Here is a 24,560-nt window from a genome sequence, read left to right as displayed (position 1 = left end):
GCCTGGCCATACTGGCGTCACTTGATTCCCTGGACGCCACATGAAAACCCTGTTATCCGGCAGTACCCTGCTGTGCCTGCTGGCCAGTCCCGCCCACGCGCAATTGCGCAGCATCAATGACCTGTCGCTGGCGGCGGCCAACAAGCTGGCCAGCGCGGCCATGGCCGCGTGCCAGGCGCAGGGCCGGCATATCGTCGTCACCATACTGGACCATGGCGGGAATGTCGTCGCCGTGCAGCGCGCCGACGGCGTCGGGCCGCACAACACGGAAGCCAGCCGGCGCAAGGCGTACACGGCCTTGTCCACCAAAAGCGACACTTACACGCTGGCCGCGGCGGCCCGCAACAATCCGGACATGAGCAATTTGACCACCGTGCCGGAGCTGTTGCTGCTGGGCGGCGGCTTGCCATTGATGGCACAGGGGCAGGTGGTTGGCGCCATCGGCGTCGCCGGTGGCGGTGGCGCCCTGCAAGACCGTGCCTGCGCCCAGGCGGCGCTGGCCGCCCTCCCTGAACTCGATTCCCCCCCACCTTGAAAGTAACAACGATGACTTGTCTGAAAAAAATCACCGCCGCCCTGGCCTTCGCCAGCCTGTCCAGCACGGCCCTGGCCGCCGCCAATCCCTTGAGCGTGCACATCCTCGACCTGCAAAGCGGCCAGCCGACGGCGGGCGTGACGGTGACCCTGGAGCACAAGAAGGGAGATGACTGGAAGCAATTGAGCAGCGCCGTGACGAATGCGCAGGGGCGCATCGCGGCCATGTATCCGGCCGATATGCCCATGCAGGCGGGCGATTACCGCATCGTGTTTAAGACAGGCGAGCACTATGCGCGCCTGAAACAGGAAACTTTTTTCCCGGAAATCCCCGTGCAATTTCACGTGGAAAAGACCGACCAGCACTATCACATTCCCTTGCTGCTCAGTCCTTTCGGTTTTTCCACTTACCGGGGAAACTGACCGTCGATCACGCCACCGTCTTCGCCGTCTGTCCGAACAGCACGCTTTTCGCGTCGCCGCTGACGGTGGGCTGCACATTGATTTCGGCCGCCCGCGCATAAGCGCGCACGGTGGCGGGACGGGCGGCGATGGCCGCGAACCAGCGCGCCAGGTGCGGGAAATCTTCCAGCTTTTGGCGCTGGCGGGCGTGCGGCACGATCCACGGGTAGATCGCCATGTCGGCGATGGAATAGTTGTCGCCGGCCACGAATGTACGGTCCGCCAGGCGCTTGTTCAGCACGCCGTACAGCCGGTTCGTTTCATTCACGTAGCGCGTGATGGCGTATTCGATGGGTTCCGGCGCATATTGCACGAAATGGTGGTTTTGCCCGGCCATGGGGCCAAGGCCGCCCATTTGCCAGAACAGCCACTGCATGACTTCGGCGCGTCCCCGCACGTCGTCCGGCAGGAATTGCCCGCTTTTCTCGGCCAGGTATTGCAAAATGGCGCCCGACTCGAACAGGGACAGCGGTGCGCCGCCATCTGCCGGCGCCTGGTCGACGATGGCGGGGATGCGGTTGTTCGGCGCGATGGCGAGAAACTCGGGCTGGAACTGTTCGCCCTTGCCGATATGCACGGGAATAATGTTGTAGGGGATGCCCGCTTCTTCCAGGAACATCGTCACTTTGTGCCCGTTGGGCGTGGTCCAGTAATACAGGTCGATCATCGTGGTCTTTCCAGGTAGATAAGTAGGGCAGGCGGCCTCCGCATCACTATTGTCGCGCCGCAACTGATATGCATGGATATAATGCCACGTAAGCGAAAAACAAGACGGCGCCCAAGCGAGGCAAGCGCCCACTCGCGCCGTCACGCAGGCATCCCCACATTCCAGAGCACAAACAAAGAAAGCCGACCATGCGCAAACTCCTGATCGTCACGCTGTCCGTCCTGCTGTCAGGCTGTGTCCAGGACTTCGCCATCTACATGTTCGATGGGCAAGACCATTCCCTGACCGTGCGCCGCCAGCAACGTTATTTTTGGCAAGATACGGTGGAAGTGCAGCTGATGGCGACCAATTTGCCGCAATGCCAGCGCCTGCATACCCTGTCGACGGATGCGCCGGCCGACATCACCGTCGAGCTGTTTGCGGCCGGCGACGGCATATGGCATATCCGCATGGGCAAGCAGCTGTGGCAGGCGGAAACGAATACCTGCAATGAGCTGACGGAAATGGAAAACGACCCGAAAGCCGACCTGGGCCAGCCGATCGGGCAATTCGTAGTCGTCGATGACAAGCTGGAATTCGAACCGGCGCCGCAAGCGGCGGCGCCAGCCCAGTAAGTCCTGAACGAAACCCCTAGCGCGCCGCCAGGCTGCGCAGCGGCTTTTTCGCCACGACGCGTGGCGCGCCAGCCGAGCTTGCCGCCAGGCGCGGCGCCGTCCCCGATTCCTGCGCCGACAGCTTGAAGCGCGCCACCAGTTGCGCCAGCACGGCCGCCTGGTCTTGCATGCTCGACGCCGCTGCCGCCGCCTCTTCCACCAGTGCCGCATTTTGCTGCGTCACGCTATCCATCTCCGTGATTGCCTGGTTGACATGGCCGATGCCCGTGCTTTGCTCGTGCGAGGCGGCCGTGATGTCGGCCATGATGTCGGTCACGCGCGAGACGGAAGCGACCACCTGGTCCATGGTCGTGCCCGCCTGTGCGACGAGGGTACTGCCGGCCGCGATGCTGTCAACAGAAGCGCCGATCAGCTCCTTGATTTCCTTCGCCGCGCCGGCCGAGCGTTGCGCCAGGTTGCGCACTTCCGACGCCACGACGGCAAAGCCGCGTCCCTGTTCGCCCGCGCGCGCCGCTTCCACGGCCGCGTTCAAGGCCAGGATATTCGTCTGGAAGGCGATGCCGTCGATGACGCCGATGATGTCGACGATCTTGCGCGACGAAGCGTTGATGGTATCCATGGTGCCGATCACTTGCGCCACCACGGCGCCGCCCTGGCGCGCCACGGCGGAAGCGGACTGCGCCAGTTCATTCGCCTGCACGGCGTTGCCCGCGTTCTGCGTCACGGTCGACGTCAATTCCTCCATCGAGGCGGCCGTTTCTTCCAGCGAACTGGCTTGCATTTCCGTGCGCGCCGACAAGTCCATATTGCCGCTGGCAATCTCGCTCGATGCCGTGGCGATCGTCTCGGCGCTGTGGCGGATTTCGCTGATCGCATCGACCAGGTTGGTCTGCATGGTTTTCATCGCGTACAGCACGCTGTGGCGGTCATTGGCATGCGTGCGCACGACGCCGCTCAAATCGTTATTCGCGATCTTTTCCGCCACGTCGGCCGCATACTCGGGATCGCCGCCCAGCGCATGGCGCAGGCTGCGGTTGATCACGACGACGACGGCCGCCAGCAAGCCGCATACCAGTACCAGCACGCCCAGCGAGGTGAGCAGCGACTGGCGGAAGGCCGCATCGATATCATCCATGTACACGCCCACCACCAGGGTCCAGGACCATGGCTTGTAGGCCACCACGCGGCTCATCTTCGGTTCGGGGGTTTTCTGGCCGGGACGGGGGAAATAATAGTGGACGAAGCCCTTGCCCGCATCGCTCTTGCCGACGGTAACGATGTCGCGGTACAGATAAGTACCGTTGGCATCTTTAAAATCCGACATGTTCTTGCCGTTCGTTTGCGGCGCGGCAGGATTCATCACGACGACGGCATCGAGGTTGATAATGGACAAATAACCGGTCTCGCCGAAACGCATGCTCTTGATGACGGCCGTAGCCTGCTTCTGCGCTTCTTCCTTCGTCAGGGCGCCGCTGGCGGCCAGGTCGCCGAACATCTTGACGGCGCCCAGGCCCAGGTCGGCGGCATTGCTCAGGTCGGCACTGCGTTCTTCGATGCGGATCTTGCGCACTTCCAGGGCGTTATAGACAAAAATAACGGTGATGCACAACAGGCTGCAAATCAGGGGAATCCATAACTTTTGCTGGAACGTCAATTTCTTCATGCTGTGTCTCCAACTATCTATTTGCGGCGAAGGGGCGTGGCCCGCTTCCAGCTCGGCTGGCCAGGAATGCGGCGGCGACGGTGCTCTGGCGGCACCGTTCAGACTGCTTCAGCATACGCTCGAACGACCGATATTTACAATGCCGGGAAGCAATGAATTTTGCCCAGTGTTGTTAATGCGTTGCGACAATTGATGAGAATTAATGGTGCATTGCAATAAAATTGGGGCCAGCGGCCGCCGTTCTTTTGCGCTACAGTCACTCCCATTCCCCACCGCGCAAGGAGTTCCATGTCCACCACCATGAGCTGGCAAGGCTTTGCCATCCTGTCGGCCGTGTTCGCGGCCCTGACGGCCATCCTGGGCAAGCTGGGCGTGGCCCACCTGAACAGCAACATGGCCACCTTGATACGCACGGGCGTCATCCTGCTGGTGACGGCGGCCATCATCTCGCTGCGCGCGGAATGGCAGCGCCCCGCCGGCGGCAACTGGGTGGGCTGGACCTGCCTGATCGCCTCGGGCGTGGCCACGGGCTTGTCGTGGCTATGCTATTTCCGCGCGCTGCAGCTGGGGCCCGTCTCGCTGGTGGCGCCCGTCGACAAGCTCAGCGTGGCGCTGGTGATGCTGGCCGGCTGGCTGGTGCTGGGCGAACCGTTCACGCTGAAAGGGGCTCTCGGTGGCGGCTTGATCGTGCTCGGCTCGCTGATTTTGCTACTGTGACGCATTCCACGGCACGCGGCGGCGCGCCTGTGTCAGAATGCACGCCGCATAGATCGAATCACGAAAGAACAGCATGACCAAGAATGAAGCCATGAAACGCATCAACGACCGCCTGGGCAAACCCACCCTGACGGACAAGAACACGCACTTTGCCAGCGTCGCCAGCTATGGCACGGACGAAGGCTGGTGGCTGAAGATCCCCTTCCTGACGTTCAAGCAGGAATTGCACTTCATCCTCAACAATGAAAAAACGAAAAGCTTCCAGCACCTGAAGATCGGCGCCAACCAGATCCTCAGCCCCGGCATGAAGTTCCGCAGCACGGGCGGCGCGGCCGACGCCTTCATGTCGGCCTCGGCGCCGAAACGCCTGGTCGACTTGCTCGACGGCGGCAGCAAGTACAACTTCACCAAGCATTTTATTAATGACTACCGCTACTGATGCGCAGCCGTGCTGCCGCCGCCCGGCGGCAGTTGCGGCGGCAGCCACACCCTGAGCAAATGCTGGGCGATGTCGAGCGCGTCGTCGCGGCTGGTGCCGAAATGCAAGGGATAGCCCCAGAACTTGCCAAATAGAACGGCAAATGCCTTGCCTGCCAGGCGCTTGGCGGCGCTCGGTTCGATCAACACCATGCCCTGGATATACGCGCGGATGGCGGCCTTGTTCTGCTTCATCCACAGCGATGCGCGCTTGCGCTCCGCCTGCGGGTGTTCATGCCCGTCTTCATCAAAGCCTTCCTCGCTGAGGATGACAAACGCCTGCCGGCGCGCCAGCAGCGCGTCGAACTGGGCAAACAGCACATCGGCCTGGGTACCTGCCGCGCCGTCGCGGCGCATCCAGACGAGGGGGAATGTGGAAAAATCGAGTTGCATGGGATGACTCCTTCAAGGGGGTTGCCGTTCCTCCTCACCTTCATCAGAACACTGGCGGCGGCGGTTGCCGTGGAAGCGGGGCTGCGGATGCCTATACGATAGCGTTGGCAGTGCTGCGCGTCATTGCATAAAATAGCCACAATATTATTCAATCCAGCCAAAGTCTTCCCATGCCCCATCCCCTCTTGCCCAGCATGCTGACGGCCCGCCTGGGCCTGGACGACGACGCCTCCATCCTCGATTTCGATGTCGATGGCGTGCTGCGTCCCTTGCTGGCCGTGGGCCTGGCCAGCGTGCCCGAGGATGCGGAACAGGCGCCGCACCAGCACCGCAAGGGACAGCTGCTGTATGCCACGCGTGGCGTGATTCATTGCGAGGTGGAAAGCGGCGTGTGGATCGTGCCGCCCCAGTGCGCCGTATGGATACCGGGCGGCCTGATGCACGCGGCGCAGGGCGTGGGCGAGGCGCAATGTTATTGCCTGTTTGTCGAGCCGGGCATGGCACCGGCCTTGCCCGCCGTCTGCTGCACCGTGGCCGTCTCGCCATTGCTGCGCGAACTGATCACCAAGGCGGCCGGTTTTCCCACCCTGGCCGCGCTGCAGGGCGCGCAGGAACGCCTGGTGCTCACCCTGCTCGATGAACTGGCGGCCGCACCCGTGGAAGACTTGCATTTGCCGATGCCGCGCGATGCGCGGCTGCGCCGCCTGGCCGCCCTGCTGCTGGCGCAGCCTGCCGATAAACGCACGCTGGCCGAGTGGGCCAGCCGCATCGGCATGAGCGAGCGCAGCATGACCCGGCAATCCCTGGAGGAAATGGGCATGAGCGTGGGCCGCTGGCGCCGGCAATTGCACGTCATCCTGGCCTTGCAACGGCTGGCGCAAGGGCGCAGCGTGAAAGCGGTGGCGCTGGAACTCGGCTATGAAAATACCAGCGGTTTTGTCACCATGTTCCGCAAGGCAGTGGGCAAGCCGCCGGCCCGCTACCTGGCGGAACGGGAATCCAGGAGAATATAAAAACGCATAAAAAAAGGCGGCATATGCCGCCTTCGTCCTGCATCATCGCTTAAATCATCATACTTCGCGCGCCAGTGCCAGGAACTCCGTGCGCAGCGCCAGGTTCGGCTGCATCTCGCCCAGCATGGCCGAGGTGATGGTTTCTTCGCCCGGCGTGCGGATGCCGCGGCTTTCCATGCACAGGTGGCGGCAGCGTACGACCACGCCCACCGACTTCGGTTCCAGCACTTCCATCAAGGCATTGGCGATCTGCATCGTCATGCGTTCCTGCACTTGCAGGCGCTTGGAGAAGCAATCGACGAGGCGCGTCAGTTTCGACAGGCCGACGATCTTGCCGTTGGGCACGTAGCCGATGGTGGCCTTGCCGAAGAACGGCGCCAGATGGTGTTCGCAATGGCTGTAGACGGGGATGCCGCGCACGACGATCAGCTCGTTGTACTGTTCCGCGCCATCCTCAAAGGCTTTCAGCAAATCGACCGGGTCCTGGCCATAGCCGGAGGTCCAATGTTTCCAGGCTTTTGCCACGCGCGCCGGCGTTTCCAGCAAGCCAGGACGCTGCGGATCTTCACCAAAGCTGCTGATGAGCCGGCGCCAGTCGTTTTCGGAGAATTCTTGAGACATGCTAAACCACCCTAAAATTTGCAATTGCCGCCAGTATATAGAAAATGCGGCAAGCTGCCTGAGCAGCCCCCGCTTTACGGCACTGCCGGCGGGCGGTGCGCCTGCACCAGCAGCGCGGAAATCGACACGCTGGAACTCGCTTCCGGCCAGGCATCGCCGGGGCCGAACCAGCGCGCCTCGGCGATCTCGTTCTCGTCGAGGCGGATCTCGCCATCGAGGTAATCGGCCGTAAACGCGATCATCAGCGAATGGGGAAACGGCCAGGATTGGCTCATGAAGTACTGCAGGTTATGCACGCGCAAGCCCACCTCTTCCATCACTTCCCGGTGCACGGCTTCCTCGATCGATTCGCCCGCCTCCAGGAAACCGGCCAGGGGACTGAAACGCTGCGATGGCGAATGCTTGTGCATGGCCAGCAGCACTTGCTCGCCCTTGCGGATGAGTACCATCATGGCGGGCGAAATGCGCGGATACGCAAGCATGCCGCAGGCGGCGCAGGTGAAACAGCGTTCGCCGCGCGTGCGCTGCATGGGCGTGGCGCACACGCCGCAATGACGGTGCGTGCGCGCCCACTCGGCCAGCTGCGCGGCGCGGCTGGCCAGGCCCAGGAAAGCATCGTCGACGGCATGGAACAGCGAGCGCATGCCGTGCCAGGCCAGGGGGCCGTTGGCGGGCAAGGCATCGTCATCCGTCCAGACGGTCTGGCAATAGCGGCCCTGCCACAAGCCCACGGGCTGGGCGCGGCTCAGGTCGATATCGAGCGTGGCCGCCTCGGCGGCAGTGGGCAGGGTCAGCTCGGGGGTACGCAACAATAAACGCCCGCGGTGAAAGACGAAGGTGAGCGTGTCGGCTGCCGCCGGGGCCGGTTCGGGAACATCGATCAGGGGGACGAAGGCATCGGGTGTCTGCAGCATGCTTGGCGGAAATTTGTAAAGGTTGCTCATCATACTCCCGCTGCCGGACGCCTGCGCGCGTAGCAGCGGCCATGCAGCAAAGCAAGCATTCATGGGCCATGACAGTGTTTTTTTTACGGCACACCCAATCCGTTGCGTAAACGAGACTGATAACGATTCTCATTTACGAATTAGCGCCCAATAATTACAATGTCTGCCTACCCGTCCATCGCCAGCCACTTGCCCGCTTGCCACAGCACAGCGTCGCGCAGCCAGCCAGGAACCACTACCTGACCTTATCGAGAGAGCAAGATGGCAATCAAGAGCCGCAAACACGTCCAATCCCGTTTCAACCAGCACATCGGCGCCGCCCTGGCCGTGATGCTGCTGCCCGTTGCCGCCCAGGCCGCCGATCCGGCCGGCCAGAGCGCGCCCGCATCGCAGCAAACCCTGAACGAAGTCAAGGTCATTGGTTCCAAGGAAAATGATTTCAAGGCCGAGAAAGCCTCGTCGCCGAAATACACGGAAGAGCTGGTCAACACGCCGCAAACCATCGTCGTGATCAAGAAGGAATTGATCGAACAGCAAGGCGCGCTGACCCTGACGGATGCGCTGCGCAACACGCCGGGCGTGGGCACTTTCTTCCTCGGTGAAAACGGCAACACGAACACGGGCGACGCCGTCTACATGCGCGGTTTCGATTCGTCCGGCAGCATCTATGTCGATGGCGTGCGCGACGTGGGTTCCATCTCGCGCGACGTCTTCAACATCGAACAGATCGACGTCTTGAAGGGCCCGGCGGGCACCGACAGCGGCCGCGGTTCGCCGACCGGCTCGATCAATCTGGTCAGCAAGACGGCCACCATGGAAAACAAATTCAATTCGCTGCTGACGGCGGGCAGCGGCAAGCAGAAACGCGCCACGGCCGACTGGAACCGCATCCTCGACAGCGATACGGGCACGGCCTTGCGCCTGAACCTGATGACGCAGGACAGCGGCAACCCGGCACGCGATGAAGTCAAGAACAAGCGCTGGGCCTTCGCGCCCACCGTCACCTTCGGCATCGGTAAACCAACGCGCATCACGGCCAGCTACCTGCACGTGGATCAAAACAACGTGCCCGACGGCGGCGTGCCGACCATCGGCTTGCCCGGCTACTCGACGCCGGACGTCCCAACGAAGGATCAGCCGGTCATCCGCAGCTTCCTGAACAACGCCGCCAGGGTCGATCCGAAGAATTTCTACGGTTCCACCTCGGACTACGACAAGATCAAGGCCGACATGGGCACCTTGCGCATCGACCATGATTTCTCGCCCAACGTGCAGCTGCAGAACACCACGCGCTACGGCAAGACCCAGCAGGACTACCTGCTGACGGCCTTCATGGGCAGCATGGGCAACCTGAAGACACCGGTCACCACCGATCCGTCGACCTGGACCCTGGAGCGCTCGCTGCGCACCGTGAAGGACCAGGAAAACACGATCCTGACCAACCAGACCGTGGTCAGCGCGCAATTTGACACGGGCGTGCTGAAGCACTCCCTGGTGGCCGGCGCCGAGTTCACCAGCGAAAAACAGACCAACTACAGCTATGTGCCCGCCAGCCTGGGCACCTTGCCGGCAGCGAACCTGTACCACCCGAACCCGCGCGACACCGTCACCGGCCACAACCCCGTGCGCAGCGGCGCCTTCACCGAAGGCGAAGTCAACACGCAAAGCCTGTATGTGTTCGACACCATCAAGTTCGGCGACAAGTGGCTGTTCAACGGCGGCGTGCGTTTCGACCATTTCAACACCACGTATGACGCCGTCGCCCTGCAAGCGGCCGTGGCCAAGGACCAGGTGCAAAAACTGCCGGTCGGTACGCCAATTCCCACCCACCTGACCCTGGGCGACACCTTGGCCAACGGCAAGATCTCGGCCATGTACAAGCCGACGCCGGACAGCAGCGTGTACGCCTTGCTGGCCACGTCGAAAGCGCCACCTGGCGTCAACTTCGCCCTGAGCGCCGCCGCCAGCAGTGCGCAAAACCCGAACTATGACCCACAGGAAACCATCACCAAGGAAATCGGCACCAAGTGGGACTTCCTGAAGCAAAAACTGTCGCTGTCGGCCGCCGTCTACCAGACCACCGTCAAGAATGAAGTGGAGCAAGATCCTGTCATCTCGACCATTTATTACCAGACCGGCAAGAAACGCGTGCAAGGCCTGGAACTGGGCGTGGTGGGCGAGATCATGCCGAACTGGCTGGTCAGCGCCGGCTATACCCGCATGAATACCAAGGTCGAGTCGAACAAGGTCTTCACGGCCAGCGGCGACAAGAGCCTCACCTACACGCCAAAACAGGCGTTCACCAGCTGGACCTCGTACACCCTGCCGTTTGGCCTGAAGATCGGCGGCGGCGCGCGTTACGTGGGTGAAATGCTGCGCGGCACCGACGGCGCCGTCGGCACGCCGGCCCGCGTGGATGCCTACTGGGTCTTCGACGCCATGGCAACCTATACCGTCAACAAGAACCTCGACGTGCAGTTGAACGCCTACAACCTGGCCGACAAGACCTATGTGGCGGCCATCAACAAATCCGGCTTCCGCTACACCCCGGGCCAGCCACGTTCGTTCAGCCTGACGGCGAATATCAAGTTCTAACGTCAAGAGAACACGCATTGCGTCACATGAAGCCCCTCTTCGGAGGGGCTTTTTTATTGTCCTGATAATCTTGCCTTTTTGGCGCACCGCCGCCCTGCCGCGACTAGCGTATGAAAAGTCATACAGCGATATCCCGTTGCGTCCAATATTTCGCGCAAGCACGCCAAGTTGCGACATCTAAACAACAAAAAAGCTTCCTTAAATCAACAACTTAAGAAGTTAGGTTCCAAATTCCCATTTCAGGCATATCCTTTGCTATGTACAGGTTTTGCTGCAAATAATCGCTGGCACGCAAGGGCTTGTTTTTGAGAAATATTGACTCCAAGCTTGAGTTGCTCGCTATCAATAATCCGCTCACAGCGGCGTTTCACCGGAGGAGTCAAAATGAAAAAGAAACGGCCATTAACCCTGTACATCCTGATTGCCATGATCCTCGGCATTGCCGTGGGCTATGGATGCAACACCGCTTTCCCTGATGCCAAGCTCAGCGCTCAAATCGCTGGCAATATTTCCATCGTCACCGACGTCTTCCTGCGCCTGATCAAGATGATCATTGCGCTGCTGGTGTTCTCCACCCTGACCGTCGGTATCGCCCACATGGGCGACGGCAAGACGGCGGGCCGCATCGGCCTGAAAGCCATGTGCTGGTTCGTGGTGGCCTCGCTGGTGTCGCTGGCGCTGGGCATGGTGCTGTCGAACCTGATGCAGCTGGGAACCAACCTCGGTTTGCCATTGCCGGACATCCACGCGTCGACCAATCTGAAAACGGCCGCCTTCACCTTGAAAGATTTCTTCACGCACCTGGTGCCGAAGTCGCCGATCGAGGCCATGGCCAACAATGAAATCCTGCAAGTGCTGGTATTCTCGATCTTCTTCGGCGGCGCACTGGCCGGCCTGGGCGAATCGGGCAAGACCCTGACGGCCGTCGTCGACCAGCTGGCGCAAGTCATGCTGCGCATCACCGGCACCATCATGAACCTGGCCCCGCTGGCCGTGTTCGCCGCGATGGCTTCCGTCATCACCACCCACGGCCTGGGCGTGCTGGTCACGTTTGCCAAGTTCATGGGCGGCTTCTACGTTGGCCTGCTGTGCCTGTGGGCCCTGCTGATCGGCGCCGGTTTCGTGGTCATCGGCCCGCGCATCTTCAAACTGGTCGGCCTGATCCGCGAACCCTTCCTGCTGGCATTCTCGACGGCCAGCTCGGAAGCGGCCTATCCAAAACTGCTGACGGCGCTCGACCAGTTCGGCGTCGACCGCAAGATTTCCAGTTTTGTGTTGCCAATGGGCTACTCCTTCAACCTCGACGGTTCGATGATGTACTGCACCTTTGCCGTGCTGTTCATTGCGCAAGCCTACGGCATCGACCTGTCGATCGGCACCCAGATCACTATGCTGCTGCTGCTGATGCTGACCTCGAAAGGCATGGCCGGCGTGCCGCGCGCCTCGCTGGTGGTGATTGCCGCTACCCTGAACCAGTTCAATATTCCGGAAGCGGGCTTGCTGCTGCTGATGGGCGTCGACCAATTCCTCGACATGGGCCGTTCGGCCACCAACGCGGTCGGCAATGCCGTCGCCACGGCCGTCGTCGCCAAGTGGGAAGGTGGCCTGGCCACCGAGGAAGAAGCCGCCGCGGCCAACGCGGCCAGCCTGAACACGGAAAGCCATTGGGGCGAAGCGGATCACGCTAGCAAAGCCTGATAGCGCCATGGCCCGCCACAAGCGGGCCATTTATTTGTTGTCGATGTTGAGTAACAAGCAGTCAGGTAGTGCGATCAGTAGTCATTCCAACTTATTAGAGAGATTTTCATGAAAAAAGTCCTGTTTACCCTGCTGACCCTCGGCGCAGCCTCCACTGGCGCCATGGCCCAATCGAGCGTGACCATCTACGGCGTGGCTGACGCCGGCCTGGTGTTCGACAAGGATGCGGCTGGAGACCGCCTGAACCGCGTCGCTTCCGGCGTCGCTTCCGGCTCGCGCATCGGCTTCAAGGGCAAGGAAGACCTGGGCGGCGGCCTGGCCGCTACCTTCGTGCTGGAAAGCGGTTTCAATATCGACACCGGCACCTCGGGCCAGGGCGGCCTGCTGTTCGGCCGCCAGGCATATGTCGGCCTGACCGGCAGCGCCGGCGCCGTCACCCTGGGCCGCCAATATTCCCCGTACTACCTGGCCCTGCGCGACGTGGCCGATCCGTTCGTCATCGGCCTGGCCGGCACGGCATCGAACCTGATGGTGACGAATATCCGCGTCGATAACATGGTGCAATACACCACGCCGACCTGGAGCAAGCTGTCGGCCGACCTGGCGTATGGCTTTGGCGAAGTGGCCGGTGACAATGCAAAGAACCGCAGCATGGGCGGCGCCGTGCATTACATCGACGGTCCGCTGAACGTGACCCTGACGCACCACCGCAAGGAAAATGCGCTGGCGACCCAGCAAACGCGCAACACCCTGCTGGCCACGCGTTACGACTTTGGCGTGCTGCAAGGCAACTTCGGCTACGCCGACAACCGCGCCCTCGACAACAGCAAGAGCAACGACATCCTGGTCGGCTTCAGCGCACCGTTCGGCGCCACCAAGCTGGTCGCGTCGTACATCCGCCACAACGACAAGAGCAATGCCAACCGTGACGCCCAGCAATGGGCCATCGGCGCGTTCTACGCCCTGTCCAAGCGCAGCGACCTGTACACCGGTTACGGCCACATCAGCAACAAGAACGGCGCCACCTTCGTTGTCGGCAATGCCACGGACAATGGCACCGGCAACAGCGGTTTCAACCTGGGCATGCGCCATACCTTCTAAGGACGTCGAGCTGTCCGTGACATAGAAGTGTGAGCCGCCGGATGCATATCCGGCGGCTTTTTCTTTTTACGCAATATTTAAATGCGATACTGTGGGTTCTTGCAAGTTGGCAGCTGATTTTATGAATAGCAGTACTACAAAACCCTCCCTTTCCTGGCGCCAGCGCCTGTCGCAACGGTCGGGCCGCGAAACGCTGGCCTGGGGCGTGGTGCTGGCCGCCTGTCTGGCCACCGTCTGGCTCGTGTATTTCTGGACCGAACGCATCGCCATCGGCAAGCTGCAGGCCAGCGGCGCACAGCGCCTCGAGGTATATGTCAGCAGCCTGGAAAATGCACTGGAAAAATACGATTTCCTGCCCAAGACGCTGGAACTGAACCGCGACGTCATCCGCCTGCTGCAGCATCCGGAAGACCCGGTGCTGGTCGATACGGTCAACCATTACCTCGAGCAAATGAATGCCCAGGCGAAATCATCGACCATTTTCATCAGCAACCTCGACGGCAACACGCGGGCCGCCAGCAACTGGCAGCAGCCCGACAGCTTTATTGGCGACAATATCTCGTTCCGTCCCTACGCCCAGGACGCGCTGCGCGGCACGCCGGGCCGCTTCTATGGCGTGGGCACGACGCGGCTCGAACCCGGCTATTTCTTTGCCCACGGCATCTACCAGAATGGCCACATGCTGGGCCTGGCAACGGTGAAGGTGAACCTGGAAAACCTGGAAAAACGCTGGGTGCAGGGCGCCGACAAGGTCATGCTGGCCGACGAGCACGGCGTGATATTCCTCAGCTCCATGGCGGACTGGAAATACAAGACCCTGGCACCGCTGTCGCCCGCCATCGTCGAAGAACTCAACCGCACGCGCCAGTATTATTCGAAGCAGCTGGCAGCCATCCCCTTCGTTTCCGACCGCCAGCTGGGCAATGGCGCCCGCGTGATCAGCGTGCGCGAGCAGGAACACGCCGACACGCCGCCGAAGATCAGCTCCAGCGTCATGACGCAGATCAAGCTCAAGTCCCCGCAAGGCTGGACGTTTATTTACCTGTCCGACCTGGCGCAGGCCAAGGCCAGCGCGCGCGCCGCGGCCGCCTTCTCTTGCGTGCTGCTGGGCTTTTTCATGCTGCTGTTCTTTTACCTGCGCCAGCGCCGCGCGGCCGTGGCGCAAAAATTGCGCGCCCGCGAAGATCTGCAACATGCGTACGACAACCTGGAAGCCATGGTCGAGGAACGCACGTCGGAACTCAATGCCATGACGCAAAGTCTGAGCCAGGAAATCGACGTGCGCAGCAAGGCCGAGCAAAAACTCCACATCACGCAAAACGAACTGTTTCAAGCCGGCAAGATGGCCGTGCTGGGACAGATGTCCGCCAGCATCACGCATGAACTCAACCAGCCGCTGACGGCGCTGCGCACCATGTCCGACAATGCCGTCATCCTGCTCGAACGCGGGCGGCTCGACGACGCGCGGCGCAACCTGGCGAAGATCTCGCAAATTGCCGCCAGGATGGGGACCATTACGGGTCAATTGAAGATTTTTGCGCGCAAGTCGACCACCAGCCTGACCTCCGTCTCGATCCCCACGGCGATCAGCAACGCCCTGTTCCTCGTCGAACGCCGGCTGCAGGTGGAAAATGTGCGTTTTACTTTGCAATTGCCGCCCGAAGACATCTTCGCCATGTGCGAAAGCAACCGCCTGGAACAGGTGCTGGTGAACCTGTACGCCAACGCGCTCGACGCCATGAATGGCAGCGAGGTGCGCAGCCTGCGCGTGGCCGTCGAATGCACGCCCGAGCACGTGCTGATCCACGTGGCCGACACGGGACCTGGCCTGTCGACGGAAGTGTGCGAACACCTGTTCGAACCGTTCTTCACCACCAAGCCGCAAGGCCTGGGACTGGGACTGGGGCTGGCCATTTCCGAACAGATCACGCGCCAGTTCGGCGGCGTGCTGCGCGCCGAAAACGCCCCCGGCGGCGGCGCCATCTTCACCATCGAACTACAGATTGCAACGCAGGAGGAAAAACATGTTTGACGGCTTGAAGGTCTTGCTGGTCGAGGACGACCCCACCGTACGCGAAGGCAGCGAGCAGGCACTGCAGCTGGCCGGCCTGGACGTGCTGGCGTTTCACTCGGCCGAGCTGGCCTATAAACTGCTGACGCCGGATTTCCCCGGCATCGTCGTCAGCGACGTACGCCTGCCCGGCATGAGCGGCCTGGAATTGCTGCAAGCGGTCAAGACGCTCGACGCCAACCTGCCCGTGATCCTCGTCACGGGCCACGGCGACATCACGATGGCCGTGCACGCCATGCGCACGGGCGCCTACGATTTCATCGAAAAACCGTATTCATCCGAGCAACTGGTCGACGTCATCCTGCGCGCGCTGGAAACGCGGCGCCTGACCCTGGAAGTGCACAGCCTGCGCCGCCAGCTCGAAGACGGTGGCGGCATCGAAGCGCGCCTGCTGGGCAATTCCGTGGCGATGCGCGACATACGGCGCCTGATACTCGACGTTGCCGACGAACCGGCCGACGTGCTGATCTATGGCGACACGGGCACGGGCAAGGAAATGGTGGCGCGCTGCCTGCATGACTTCAGCCACCGCCGCAAGCACAACTTCGTCGCCGTCAACTGCGGCGCAATTCCCGAAAGCATTTTTGAAAGCGAAGTCTTCGGCCACGAACCGGGCGCATTCACGGGCGCAGCCAAGCGGCAGGTGGGCAAGATCGAGCACGCGGATCAAGGTACTTTCTTCCTCGACGAAATCGAATCGCTGCCCCTGTCCCTGCAAGTCAAATTGCTACGCGTGTTGCAGGAACGCTATATCGAGCGCCTGGGCTCGAACGTGCCCACGCCCGTCGACGTGCGCGTCATCGCGGCGGCCAAGCTGGACCTGGAAGACTTGTCGCAGCAACAGAAATTCCGCAGCGACCTGTACTACCGCCTGAATCTGATCGTGCTGCATCTGCCGCCGCTGCGCGAACGGCGCGAGGATATTCCCATCCTGTTCGAACACTTCGTGCTGGCCGCCGCCGCCCGCTACAACCGCGCCGCGCCCGTCGTCTCCAGCGCGCAGATGCGCAACCTGATGGCCCATTCCTGGCCCGGCAATGTGCGCGAGCTGCGCAATATCGCCGACCGCTTCGTGCTGGGCATCGCCGGCGGCGCCTCGAGCTTGCTGGCAGCCGGGCTGGCCAGTCCCCTGTCGCTGGCGGAGCAGGTCAACGGCTTCGAACGCGCACTGATCGAACAGGAACTGCGCGCATATTCCGGCAACGTCAGCGAAGTGAGCGCAGTGCTCGGCTTGCCGAAGCAAACCTTGTACCACAAGATGCAGAAGTACAACCTGGTGGCCGAAGAGTTCCGCTGATCAGCCGACCCGGCCCGTGCGCAAGGGCGCGGCCCAGTCGGGCCGCCCGTTCGCCAGCGCCAGCCGGGCCGCCTTTTCCCAGTCATATGCCACGGCGTGCAACTGCGCCGTCCAGGCGCCATCGGCACCCTGTTCGGCGATCGCATAGCGCGCATGCGGCGTGCCGTTTTCCATCACGTGCGGATAACCATGGTCATCGTCGTAGGCTTGCAAGCCCACGCTGCCCGGATTGACGACCAGCCGGCCATCGGGCAAGCGCACCTGGCGCGGCATGTGCGTGTGGCCGCACAGGATCAGGGCCGAGTCCGTCGTCCCCGCGCGCTCGGCCACCTCGTCCGGCGTGGCGGCACGGCTGCCTTGCGGCGTGACGCTGTCGAGAAAATACACGAGATCGCTTTGCGGCGTGCCATGCACGAGCAGCACATCCTTGCGCAAGCGCAAGGTGGCAGGCAGGGCATTGATCCACGCGAGTTGCTCTGGCAGCAGTTGCGCGCGCGCAAAGGCGTCCGACACGCCCATGCGGGCCGGGTCGCCGAACAATTGCCGCTCGTGGTTGCCGCGGATGGTGGGCAAGTCCAGCCCCATCAGGCGCGCCGCCGTGGCGCGCGGCTGCAGATGGCCCGAGACGATATCGCCCAGGTTGACGATCATGTCCACGCCACGCAGGGCGATGTCGGCCAGCACGGCTTCGAGCGCATCGAGGTTGCCGTGGATATCGGAAATGGCGGCGATTTTCATGATGTGAGTCCCTCCCGTGCGCACCATTCTGCGCGCGTCAGCCGATACAGGCAATGCGTGCGCAAACGGTGGCCAGGCGGCAGGGCCGGATGCTCGAACGTGGCCGCATCGCGATGCATGCCCAGGCGCGCCATCAGCGCGCTCGATCGCACGTTGGGCAAGGCGGTGAACGAGACGATTTCCGGCAATTGCAAATGGGTAAAACCCGCCTGCAAGGCGGCCTGCGCCGCTTCCTGCGCGTAGCCTTTGCCCCAGTAATCGAAGGCCAGGCGCCAGCCGATTTCCACGCACGGCGAGCACGGCAATTGCGCGTCGGGAATATGCAGTCCCGTCATGCCGATGAAGGTATTGTTTTCGCGCAAGGACACAGCCCACCATCCCCAACCCCGCTCGGCGATGAGGCCGCGGCAACGCTGCGCCACGGCGTCGCTGGCCTCGCGCGATAGGGTAGCGGGAAAGCAGGCCATCACGCGGGGGTCCCCATTCAGGGCCGCAAATGGCGGCAGGTCGCTGTCGCGCCATTGGCGCAGCAGCAAGCGCGGCGTCGTCAGTTCGATGATCTGTTGCATGTTTTTTCCTCTCTTGACTAATGGTGACATCGGGTAGGACAAGTCCGACGGCCAGTTGCGTCGTGCGGCTACGTGATCCAAAAGTAACAATTGCTACCATTTCCTCATTGCATTAACGCATCACGCCAGCCGCCCCGACGTCGCGGCCCGTTCACTTTATCTTGAGGAGTAGCCCCATGTTTGCCACGCCCGTCCCCGCCCGCCTGACCCCGCCACGTTTGCGCCATCTTGCCTTGCGCAGCACCATGATGCTGGGCGTGCTGGGCGTCGCCACGGCCGCCGCCACGGCGCGGGCGGAACCGTCGCCCGCGCTGGATCGCGTCAGCATCTCGGTAGGGGCGTTTTCCGCCGATCCGCGCATCAATATCGGCGCCGACACGCAGTTTGGCCGCATCGACGCGCCCGAATCGAAGCAAAGCCACACGACCATCCCCCGCATCAAGGCGGACTTGCTGATCGGCGACCGCCATGGCCTGGCATTCGACTACTACCGCTACGACAAATCCTACACGCCAAGCCTGACAGGCGACACCATCATCAATGGCCAGCCCGTCACGGGCACGGCCACGGCGAATGCCGATTTAAAACTGGACCTGGCCAAGCTGGCCTATAAATGGTGGCTGGGCAGCGGCAACGACACCTTCGGCATCGGCCTGGGCGCCGCCTACTACCACGCCAGCCTGAACGGCACGGCCACCGGCATCGTCAATGGCGAGACGGCCACGGCGCGCGATTCCATCGGCGAGCACGCGTTTGCGCCGCTGCTGGAAGTGGGCTGGCGCCACGCGTTTACACCGGACTTGCGCATGTACGCGGAAGCGTCGGGCATCAAGAAAAACGGCGGACGCATCAACGGCCACATCTACGGCGGCAATATCGGCGTGGAATGGTTTCCGTTTAAAAATATCGGTTTCGTGGCCGACTACGGCATTTCGAAAATCAAGCTGCACCGCGACAGCGAACGCGATGCCGACCTGAACGTGCGCCTGACGGGGCCATCGGCGTATGTGAAAGTACGCTTCTAAACGCGCTCAAGCCGCCGGTTTCAGCAAGGTCAGCTGGAACTGCGGCAAGGCAGGGTCGTCATACGCCTCGACACTGGCAAACGGCAGGCGCGCAAACGCCTGCTGCCAGAACGCGCAGGCAGCGGCATCGTCGCGAAACGTCGCCACCAGCCACGTCTGCGCGCTGTCCAGCAGCACCCTGCGTACCACTTCCAGCGCCACGCCCCGGCGCCGATATTTCTTCAGGATAAAAAAGTCGCTGAACTCCTGCACCGGCAGCCCACCCGCCATGCCAGGTTCCGTGAGGAAAAAGCCGGCCAGTTCGCCATCGACCTCGATCCAGCTGGCCGTGTGGCCGGCTGCGTGCACATACGACGCCAGTCCTGCGTCGCACACGTCATAGCGGCCATCGGCCAGCAGCGCCTCGCCGCTCCAACTAGCATTGTCGTAACAATACAGCTGGAACAGCCGGGCCAGCGCTGCCTCTTCGCCAGGCACGATGGCGCGCAAAGTCATGTTTCCCGGCGTTGCACGCATATCCCCATCCTTTCCGCACCATGGCGTCATTGAAGCTGGCGAGTGTAGCACCGGGGCATTCATCCCGCCCCTCCGGTATTTCATCCCTGCATTTCCTTCCTTGGTCACAAAACCGTTTTTTCCCTCAAGTTGCCTATATACCATCCCCTTTCATTAACGTCCGCCATCGCGGTTGATAAAAACAAGGGTGATCCCCTTTCACAGGCCGGCGGGCACGCCTCTGCCGGCGTTTAGACCCACGTCCTGGAGAGTGCTGCATGCTAAAGATCAAACAGTTGAACAAAACGTACGCGAATGGCGTCAAGGCCATCAACAATGTCAGCCTGGAGATTCCCAACGGAATGTTCGGCTTGCTGGGGCCTAACGGCGCAGGCAAGTCGTCGCTGATGCGCACCATTGCGACATTGCAAGATCCCGATAGCGGCAGCATCCATTTCGATGGCATCGATGTGCTGCAGGACAAGGCCGGCCTGCGCCGCCAGCTCGGCTATCTGCCGCAGGATTTCGGCGTGTATCCGAAGGTCAGCGCGGAAACCCTGCTCAACCACTTTGCCGTCTTGAAAGGCTTGACGGAGAAGGGGCCGCGCAAGGAAGCCGTGGAAGCCCTGTTGCAGCAAACCAATCTGTGGGAAGCGCGCAAGCGCAACCTGGGCACGTATTCGGGCGGCATGCGCCAGCGCTTCGGCATCGCCCAGGCGCTGCTGGGCGCGCCGCGCCTGGTGATCGTCGATGAGCCGACGGCCGGCCTGGACCCGGACGAACGCAACCGCTTCCTGAACCTGCTGGCGAAGATCGGCGAGCAGGTGGTGGTGATCCTGTCGACGCACATCGTCGACGACGTGACGGACCTGTGCCCGCGCATGGCCATGATCGTCAAGGGGCAAGTGCTGGTGCAAGGCGAGCCGCAGGCGGCCATCGACACCCTGCTCGGCAAGGTGTGGCGCCGCAGCATCGGCATGGACGAGCTGGCGCAGTACCAGCAGTCGCACAATGTGCTGTCGACGCGCCTGGTGGGCGGCAAGCCGCAAATCAATGTGTATGCCGACAGCCAGCCCGACAGCGGCTTCGTGCGGATCGCCCCGGACCTGGAAGACGTGTACTTCCTGCATGTGCGCAACGCTGCCCGCGACGGCGCCGCCGTTCCCGCTGCGGCACCGTCCGCCGTCGCGGCATAAGGAGCGCGCCATGTGGAAGGAATTTTTCAAGTTTGACCTCGGCTATCAGCTGAAACAGCCGCTGCTGTGGGTATTTGCCGTCATCCTGGCCTTGCTGGCCTTTGGCGCCAGCAGCAGCGATTCGATCCAGATCGGCGGCGCCATCGGCAACATCAACCGCAATGCGCCCACAGTGGTGGCGCAGCTGTTGACGATGTTCAGCCTGCTGTCGATGTTGCTCATCACCATCTTCATCGCCGGCGCCGTGCTGCGCGACAGCGAAGTGGGCATGGCCGACATGCTGTTCGCCACGCCCATGCGTAAATGGGATTACCTGTTCGGCCGCTTCGCCGCCGGCTTTGTCGCCTGCCTGGTCATCTTCGCCTGCATCGCCTTCGGCACCATGCTCGGCCCCCTCATGCCCTGGGTCGATGCGCAGCGCGTGGGCGCGTTCCCGCTGCAGGCGTATGCGTGGAGCTTCGCCGTGATGGTGATCCCCAACCTGCTCTTCATCGGCGCCCTGCTGATGCTGCTGGCGGCCACCACGCGCTCGATGATGCTGGTCTACGTGGGCGTGCTGGGCTTTTTCGTGCTGTGGGGCACGGCCGGCGCCTTTACGCGCGACATCAACAACGAATGGATCGCCGTCCTGCTCGACCCGTTCGGCATGCGCGCCCTGGGCCGCATGACGCGCTACTTCACGTCCGCCGAAGCGAACGCGGGGCTGCCGCCGTTTGCCGGCTTCCTGCTGGCCAACCGCCTGCTGTGGCTGGGTATCACGGCGGTGCTGTTCGCCGCCACCGTGATCCTGTTCAAGCCGCAGCGCACGGGGACGGGAAAACGCCTGTTCGGCAAGCACAAGGCCGAAACGAGCGGCCCCGCCGTCACGGCGCCGCGGGACCTGCCGCGCAGCGTCCCCACCTTGACGTCCGCGACGGCCTGGCGCCAGTGGTGGCAAATCCTGCGCTTCGACGCCGTCGGCGTCTTCAAGAGCCTGCCCTTCCTCGTCATGCTGCTGTTCGGCATGATCAACCTGATCGCTGCCGCCAATGTCGGCAAGAACATGTATGGCACGGCCGTGTATCCGATGACACATTTGCTGTTGCAGCAGATCAGCAACAGCTTCAGTTTCCTCCTGATCATCATCGTCACCTTCTATGCGGGCGAACTGATCTTCAAGGAACGGCAAGCGCGGATCGCCGACGTCAGCGACGCCATGCCCGTGCCAGACTGGGTTCCCCTGCTGGCCAAATGCACGGCCCTGATCGGCGTCATCGCCGGCTACCTGCTGGCGGGCGTCCTCACAGCCATCGGCTTCCAGCTCGTCAAGGGCGGCGCGCCCGTGGAACTGGGGCTGTACTTGAAAGGCACCCTGCTGGGCGCCCTCTTCTTCGTGCTGATGGGCTTGTGCGCGCTCACCCTGCAAGTGTTGTCGAATAACAAGTTCATCGGCTACCTGCTGGTGATCCTGCTGATGGTGGCGCAAGCCGTGCAGGGCATGCTGCACTTCGAACACAATCTGTACGCCTTTGGCGGCACGCCGGCCATCCCGTATTCCGACATGAATGGCTATGGCCACTTCTTGACGGGCTGGGCCTGGTTCGCGCTGTACTGGAGCCTGTTTACCGTGGCCCTCGTCATGCTGGCGCAGGCATTTTGGGTGCGCGGCCTGCCGAACGGTTGGCGCGCGCGCCTGGGCCTGGCCCGCCAGCGCCTGCAAGGCCGTGCAGGCGCCGCGCTGGCCATGGTGCTGCTGTGCTGGGCAAGCACGGGCGGCTGGATCTTCTACAACACGAACGTGCTGAACAAGTACGAGACGTCGAACATCGGCATGGACAAGCAGGCGCGCTACGAAAAACTGTACCAGCGCTACCAGCACTTGCCCCAGCCGAAGATCACGGATGTCCAGGCCAATGTGGATATTTATCCTGAGCAACGTAAAGTCTTGATCAAGGGCCATTATGTGCTGCAAAACAAGACGGCGCAGCCGCTCGATACCCTGCGCATCCAGCTCGACCCGCAACTGAAGACGACGTGGTTGAACTTGCCCGCGCACAAGGTCGCACTCGACGACAAGGAGCTCGGTTTCAGCATCCTCAAGCTGGCGCAAGCGCTGGCGCCCGGCGCCACCCTGCCGCTGGACTTCACGGTGGCCGTCACGCACCAGGGTTTCACCAACAGCGGCGCGCCGGACCAGGTCAACCTGAACGGCAGCTTCTTCAACAACCAGGCTTATTTCCCCCACTTCGGCTATGCGAAGGAAATGGAATTGCTTGACCGCAATGAACGCCGCAAGCGGGGCCTGGGCGAACCGCAGCGCATGGCCAAACTGGAAGACACGTCCGCGTATGGCAACACGGTGCTGGGCGGCGATGCCGACTGGATCCATTTCGACACGACGGTGTCCACCAGCGGCGAGCAGATCGCCCTGGCGCCCGGCTATCTGCAAGGCAGCTGGGAAAAGGATGGCCGCCGCTATTACCGCTACAAGATGGACCAGCCGATGCTGCCGTTCTTTGCCTACCTGTCGGCGCGCTGGGAAGTCAAGAAAGGCGCGTGGCATGGCTTGCCGATCGAAGTTTATTTCGACAAAAAGCATGGCTACAACACGGACCGCATGATCACTTCCGTGCAAAAGTCGCTCGACTATTACAGCACCGAGTTCACGCCCTACCAGCACAAGCAGGTGCGCATCCTGGAATTTCCCGGCTACCAGAGCTTCGCGCAGTCGTTTGCCAATACGATTCCGTATTCGGAAGGCATCGGCTTCATCGCCGACCTGCGCAACAAGGAAGACATCGACTATGTGTTCTACGTCACGGCGCATGAGATGGCGCACCAGTGGTGGGGCCACCAGGTGATCGGCGCCAATGTGCAGGGCGCCAGCATGCTGATGGAATCGCTGGCGCAATACTCGGCGCTGATGGTGATGGAAAAGGAATACGGCCGCGACAAGATGCGCCGCTTCCTGCGCTATGAACTGGACCGCTACCTGAGCGGACGCGGCGGCGAAGCCATCGAGGAATTGCCGCTGGCGCGCGTGGAGGGACAGCAATACATCCACTACAACAAGGGCAGCCTGGTGTTCTACCGCCTGCGCGACGAGCTCGGCGAAGCCGCCCTGAACCGTGCCCTGAAACGCTATCTGCAGGACAAGGGTTACCAGCAGGCGCCGTTCACCACGTCGTCGGAATTGCTGGCCTACATCCGCGCCGAAGCGCCGCAGGACAAGCAAGCCCTGATCACGGACCTGTTCGAGAAGATCGTGTTCTACGATAACCGCGTCACGCAAGCGACGGCCGTCAAGCGCCCGGATGGGCAATGGGATGTCACCATGCAACTGCACCTGGCCAAGCTGGAGTCCGACGGCAAGGGCAAGGAAAGCCCGCGCGCCTACGATGAACCGGTGGAGATCGCCATCTTCGCGCGCGCGCCAGGCGCCGGGGAAAAAGACGAAAAAGTCTTGTTCACCGACAAGCGCATGTTGTCCGGCAGCGACCCCGTGCTCACCATCACGGTGAAGGAAAAACCATTTGAAGTGGGTGTCGATCCGTACAACAAGATGATCGACCGGGTCTCGCGCGATAACCGCAAGGAAGTCAGCGTGAATTAAGGCTGTAACGGAACCTTGATGCAACGCAAACAGGCCGCCCTATCCGTGATAGCGCGGCCTGTTTTTTTACGGCGGGCC

At 62.1% G+C, this 24,560-nt stretch carries 22 protein-coding genes; 14 read left to right on the top strand and 8 right to left on the bottom strand.

Going from position 1 to position 24,560, the window contains the following annotated elements:
- The first annotated feature begins 40 nt into the window (after positions 1–40).
- Both CLU94_RS14680 and uraH read left to right on the top strand, forming a co-directional pair.
- Positions 41–535: a GlcG/HbpS family heme-binding protein gene (locus CLU94_RS14680; RefSeq protein WP_099666140.1), complete on the top strand. Its 495-nt coding sequence runs from the start codon at positions 41–43 to the stop codon at positions 533–535.
- Between the two features lie 11 nt (positions 536–546).
- Positions 547–957, top strand: a complete 411-nt coding sequence (gene uraH, locus CLU94_RS14675; RefSeq protein WP_099666139.1) for a hydroxyisourate hydrolase — start codon at positions 547–549, stop codon at positions 955–957.
- A 7-nt stretch (positions 958–964) separates the two neighbouring features.
- Here uraH and CLU94_RS14670 read toward each other — a convergent pair whose 3' ends face one another.
- Positions 965–1,663, bottom strand: a complete 699-nt coding sequence (locus CLU94_RS14670) for a glutathione binding-like protein (RefSeq protein ID WP_099666138.1) — start codon at positions 1,661–1,663, stop codon at positions 965–967.
- Positions 1,664–1,851: 188 nt separating this feature from the next.
- Here CLU94_RS14670 and CLU94_RS14665 point away from each other — a divergent pair, with 188 nt between their 5' ends.
- Positions 1,852–2,277, top strand: a complete 426-nt coding sequence (locus CLU94_RS14665; RefSeq protein WP_099666137.1) for a hypothetical protein — start codon at positions 1,852–1,854, stop codon at positions 2,275–2,277.
- 16 nt (positions 2,278–2,293) lie between these two features.
- Here the strand turns inward: CLU94_RS14665 and CLU94_RS14660 are convergent, their stop codons facing one another.
- Complete coding sequence (locus CLU94_RS14660) at positions 2,294–3,940, bottom strand: methyl-accepting chemotaxis protein (protein ID WP_099666136.1); 1,647 nt, start codon at positions 3,938–3,940, stop codon at positions 2,294–2,296.
- Between the two features lie 288 nt (positions 3,941–4,228).
- Here CLU94_RS14660 and CLU94_RS14655 point away from each other — a divergent pair, with 288 nt between their 5' ends.
- Together CLU94_RS14655 and CLU94_RS14650 are read left to right on the top strand one after the other, a co-directional pair.
- Positions 4,229–4,657, top strand: coding sequence for an EamA family transporter (locus CLU94_RS14655; protein WP_218965295.1), 429 nt, complete (start codon positions 4,229–4,231; stop codon positions 4,655–4,657).
- A gap of 73 nt (positions 4,658–4,730) precedes the next feature.
- Positions 4,731–5,096, top strand: coding sequence for a hypothetical protein (locus CLU94_RS14650; RefSeq protein WP_046683244.1), 366 nt, complete (start codon positions 4,731–4,733; stop codon positions 5,094–5,096).
- Here the strand turns inward: CLU94_RS14650 and CLU94_RS14645 are convergent.
- Positions 5,090–5,527: a hypothetical protein gene (locus CLU94_RS14645; RefSeq protein WP_099666135.1), complete on the bottom strand. Its 438-nt coding sequence runs from the start codon at positions 5,525–5,527 to the stop codon at positions 5,090–5,092. The two genes, CLU94_RS14650 and CLU94_RS14645, sit on opposite strands and share 7 nt — an antisense overlap.
- Before the next feature lie 194 nt (positions 5,528–5,721).
- On the opposite strand from CLU94_RS14645, the gene CLU94_RS14640 reads away from it, so the two are divergent.
- Positions 5,722–6,540, top strand: coding sequence for an AraC family transcriptional regulator (locus CLU94_RS14640; RefSeq protein ID WP_099666134.1), 819 nt, complete (start codon positions 5,722–5,724; stop codon positions 6,538–6,540).
- Between the two features lie 57 nt (positions 6,541–6,597).
- On the opposite strand, the gene folE is transcribed toward CLU94_RS14640, so the two are convergent.
- Together folE and nudC are read right to left on the bottom strand one after the other, a co-directional pair.
- Positions 6,598–7,161, bottom strand: coding sequence for a GTP cyclohydrolase I FolE (gene folE / locus CLU94_RS14635; RefSeq protein WP_099666133.1), 564 nt, complete (start codon positions 7,159–7,161; stop codon positions 6,598–6,600).
- Positions 7,162–7,235: 74 nt separating this feature from the next.
- Positions 7,236–8,075 carry an NAD(+) diphosphatase gene (nudC, locus tag CLU94_RS14630; protein WP_099668320.1) on the bottom strand — a complete coding sequence of 280 codons (840 nt, stop codon included), beginning with the start codon at positions 8,073–8,075 and terminating at the stop codon, positions 7,236–7,238.
- Between the two features lie 291 nt (positions 8,076–8,366).
- On the opposite strand from nudC, the gene CLU94_RS14625 reads away from it, so the two are divergent.
- The 5 genes from CLU94_RS14625 to CLU94_RS14605 all read left to right on the top strand — a co-directional run bounded on the left by CLU94_RS14625 (position 8,367) and on the right by CLU94_RS14605 (position 16,867).
- On the top strand, positions 8,367–10,700 hold the full coding sequence (locus tag CLU94_RS14625; protein WP_099666132.1) for a catecholate siderophore receptor Fiu: 2,334 nt from the start codon (positions 8,367–8,369) through the stop codon (positions 10,698–10,700).
- Between the two features lie 384 nt (positions 10,701–11,084).
- On the top strand, positions 11,085–12,398 hold the full coding sequence (locus tag CLU94_RS14620) for a dicarboxylate/amino acid:cation symporter (protein ID WP_077398166.1): 1,314 nt from the start codon (positions 11,085–11,087) through the stop codon (positions 12,396–12,398).
- Positions 12,399–12,506: 108 nt separating this feature from the next.
- A complete protein-coding gene (locus tag CLU94_RS14615) occupies positions 12,507–13,499 on the top strand; it encodes a porin (RefSeq protein WP_077398167.1) in 993 nt (330 codons plus the stop codon).
- Between the two features lie 121 nt (positions 13,500–13,620).
- On the top strand, positions 13,621–15,531 hold the full coding sequence (locus CLU94_RS14610; RefSeq protein ID WP_099666131.1) for a sensor histidine kinase: 1,911 nt from the start codon (positions 13,621–13,623) through the stop codon (positions 15,529–15,531).
- Entirely contained in the window at positions 15,524–16,867 is a 1,344-nt protein-coding gene (locus CLU94_RS14605) for a sigma-54-dependent transcriptional regulator (protein ID WP_077398169.1), read from the top strand. The genes CLU94_RS14610 and CLU94_RS14605 overlap by 8 nt, the downstream gene beginning before the upstream one ends.
- Here the strand turns inward: CLU94_RS14605 and CLU94_RS14600 are convergent, their stop codons facing one another.
- Both CLU94_RS14600 and CLU94_RS14595 read right to left on the bottom strand, forming a co-directional pair.
- Positions 16,868–17,605, bottom strand: a complete 738-nt coding sequence (locus CLU94_RS14600; protein WP_099666130.1) for a metallophosphoesterase family protein — start codon at positions 17,603–17,605, stop codon at positions 16,868–16,870. It lies immediately after the preceding gene.
- The gene (locus CLU94_RS14595) at positions 17,602–18,174 is read right to left on the bottom strand and encodes a GNAT family N-acetyltransferase (RefSeq protein WP_099666129.1); all 573 of its coding nucleotides are present in this window, start codon (positions 18,172–18,174) and stop codon (positions 17,602–17,604) included. Before CLU94_RS14595 ends, CLU94_RS14600 begins: the two co-directional genes overlap by 4 nt.
- Positions 18,175–18,350: 176 nt before the next feature.
- Here CLU94_RS14595 and CLU94_RS14590 point away from each other — a divergent pair, with 176 nt between their 5' ends.
- A complete protein-coding gene (locus CLU94_RS14590; RefSeq protein WP_099666128.1) occupies positions 18,351–19,199 on the top strand; it encodes a hypothetical protein in 849 nt (282 codons plus the stop codon).
- A 6-nt stretch (positions 19,200–19,205) separates the two neighbouring features.
- Here the strand turns inward: CLU94_RS14590 and CLU94_RS14585 are convergent, their stop codons facing one another.
- A complete protein-coding gene (locus CLU94_RS14585; protein ID WP_099666127.1) occupies positions 19,206–19,694 on the bottom strand; it encodes a GNAT family N-acetyltransferase in 489 nt (162 codons plus the stop codon).
- A gap of 278 nt (positions 19,695–19,972) precedes the next feature.
- Between CLU94_RS14585 and CLU94_RS14580 the strand changes: the two genes are divergently transcribed.
- Both CLU94_RS14580 and CLU94_RS14575 read left to right on the top strand, forming a co-directional pair.
- Positions 19,973–20,890: an ABC transporter ATP-binding protein gene (locus CLU94_RS14580; protein ID WP_099666126.1), complete on the top strand. Its 918-nt coding sequence runs from the start codon at positions 19,973–19,975 to the stop codon at positions 20,888–20,890.
- Between the two features lie 10 nt (positions 20,891–20,900).
- The gene (locus tag CLU94_RS14575) at positions 20,901–24,482 is read left to right on the top strand and encodes an ABC transporter permease/M1 family aminopeptidase (RefSeq protein ID WP_099668319.1); all 3,582 of its coding nucleotides are present in this window, start codon (positions 20,901–20,903) and stop codon (positions 24,480–24,482) included.
- The last annotated feature ends 78 nt before the right edge of the window (positions 24,483–24,560 follow it).

This window comes from Janthinobacterium sp. 13, from assembly GCF_002749695.1.
Taxonomy (GTDB): domain Bacteria; phylum Pseudomonadota; class Gammaproteobacteria; order Burkholderiales; family Burkholderiaceae_D; genus Janthinobacterium; species Janthinobacterium kumbetense.
This window is presented reverse-complemented; position numbering and strand designations above follow the sequence as displayed.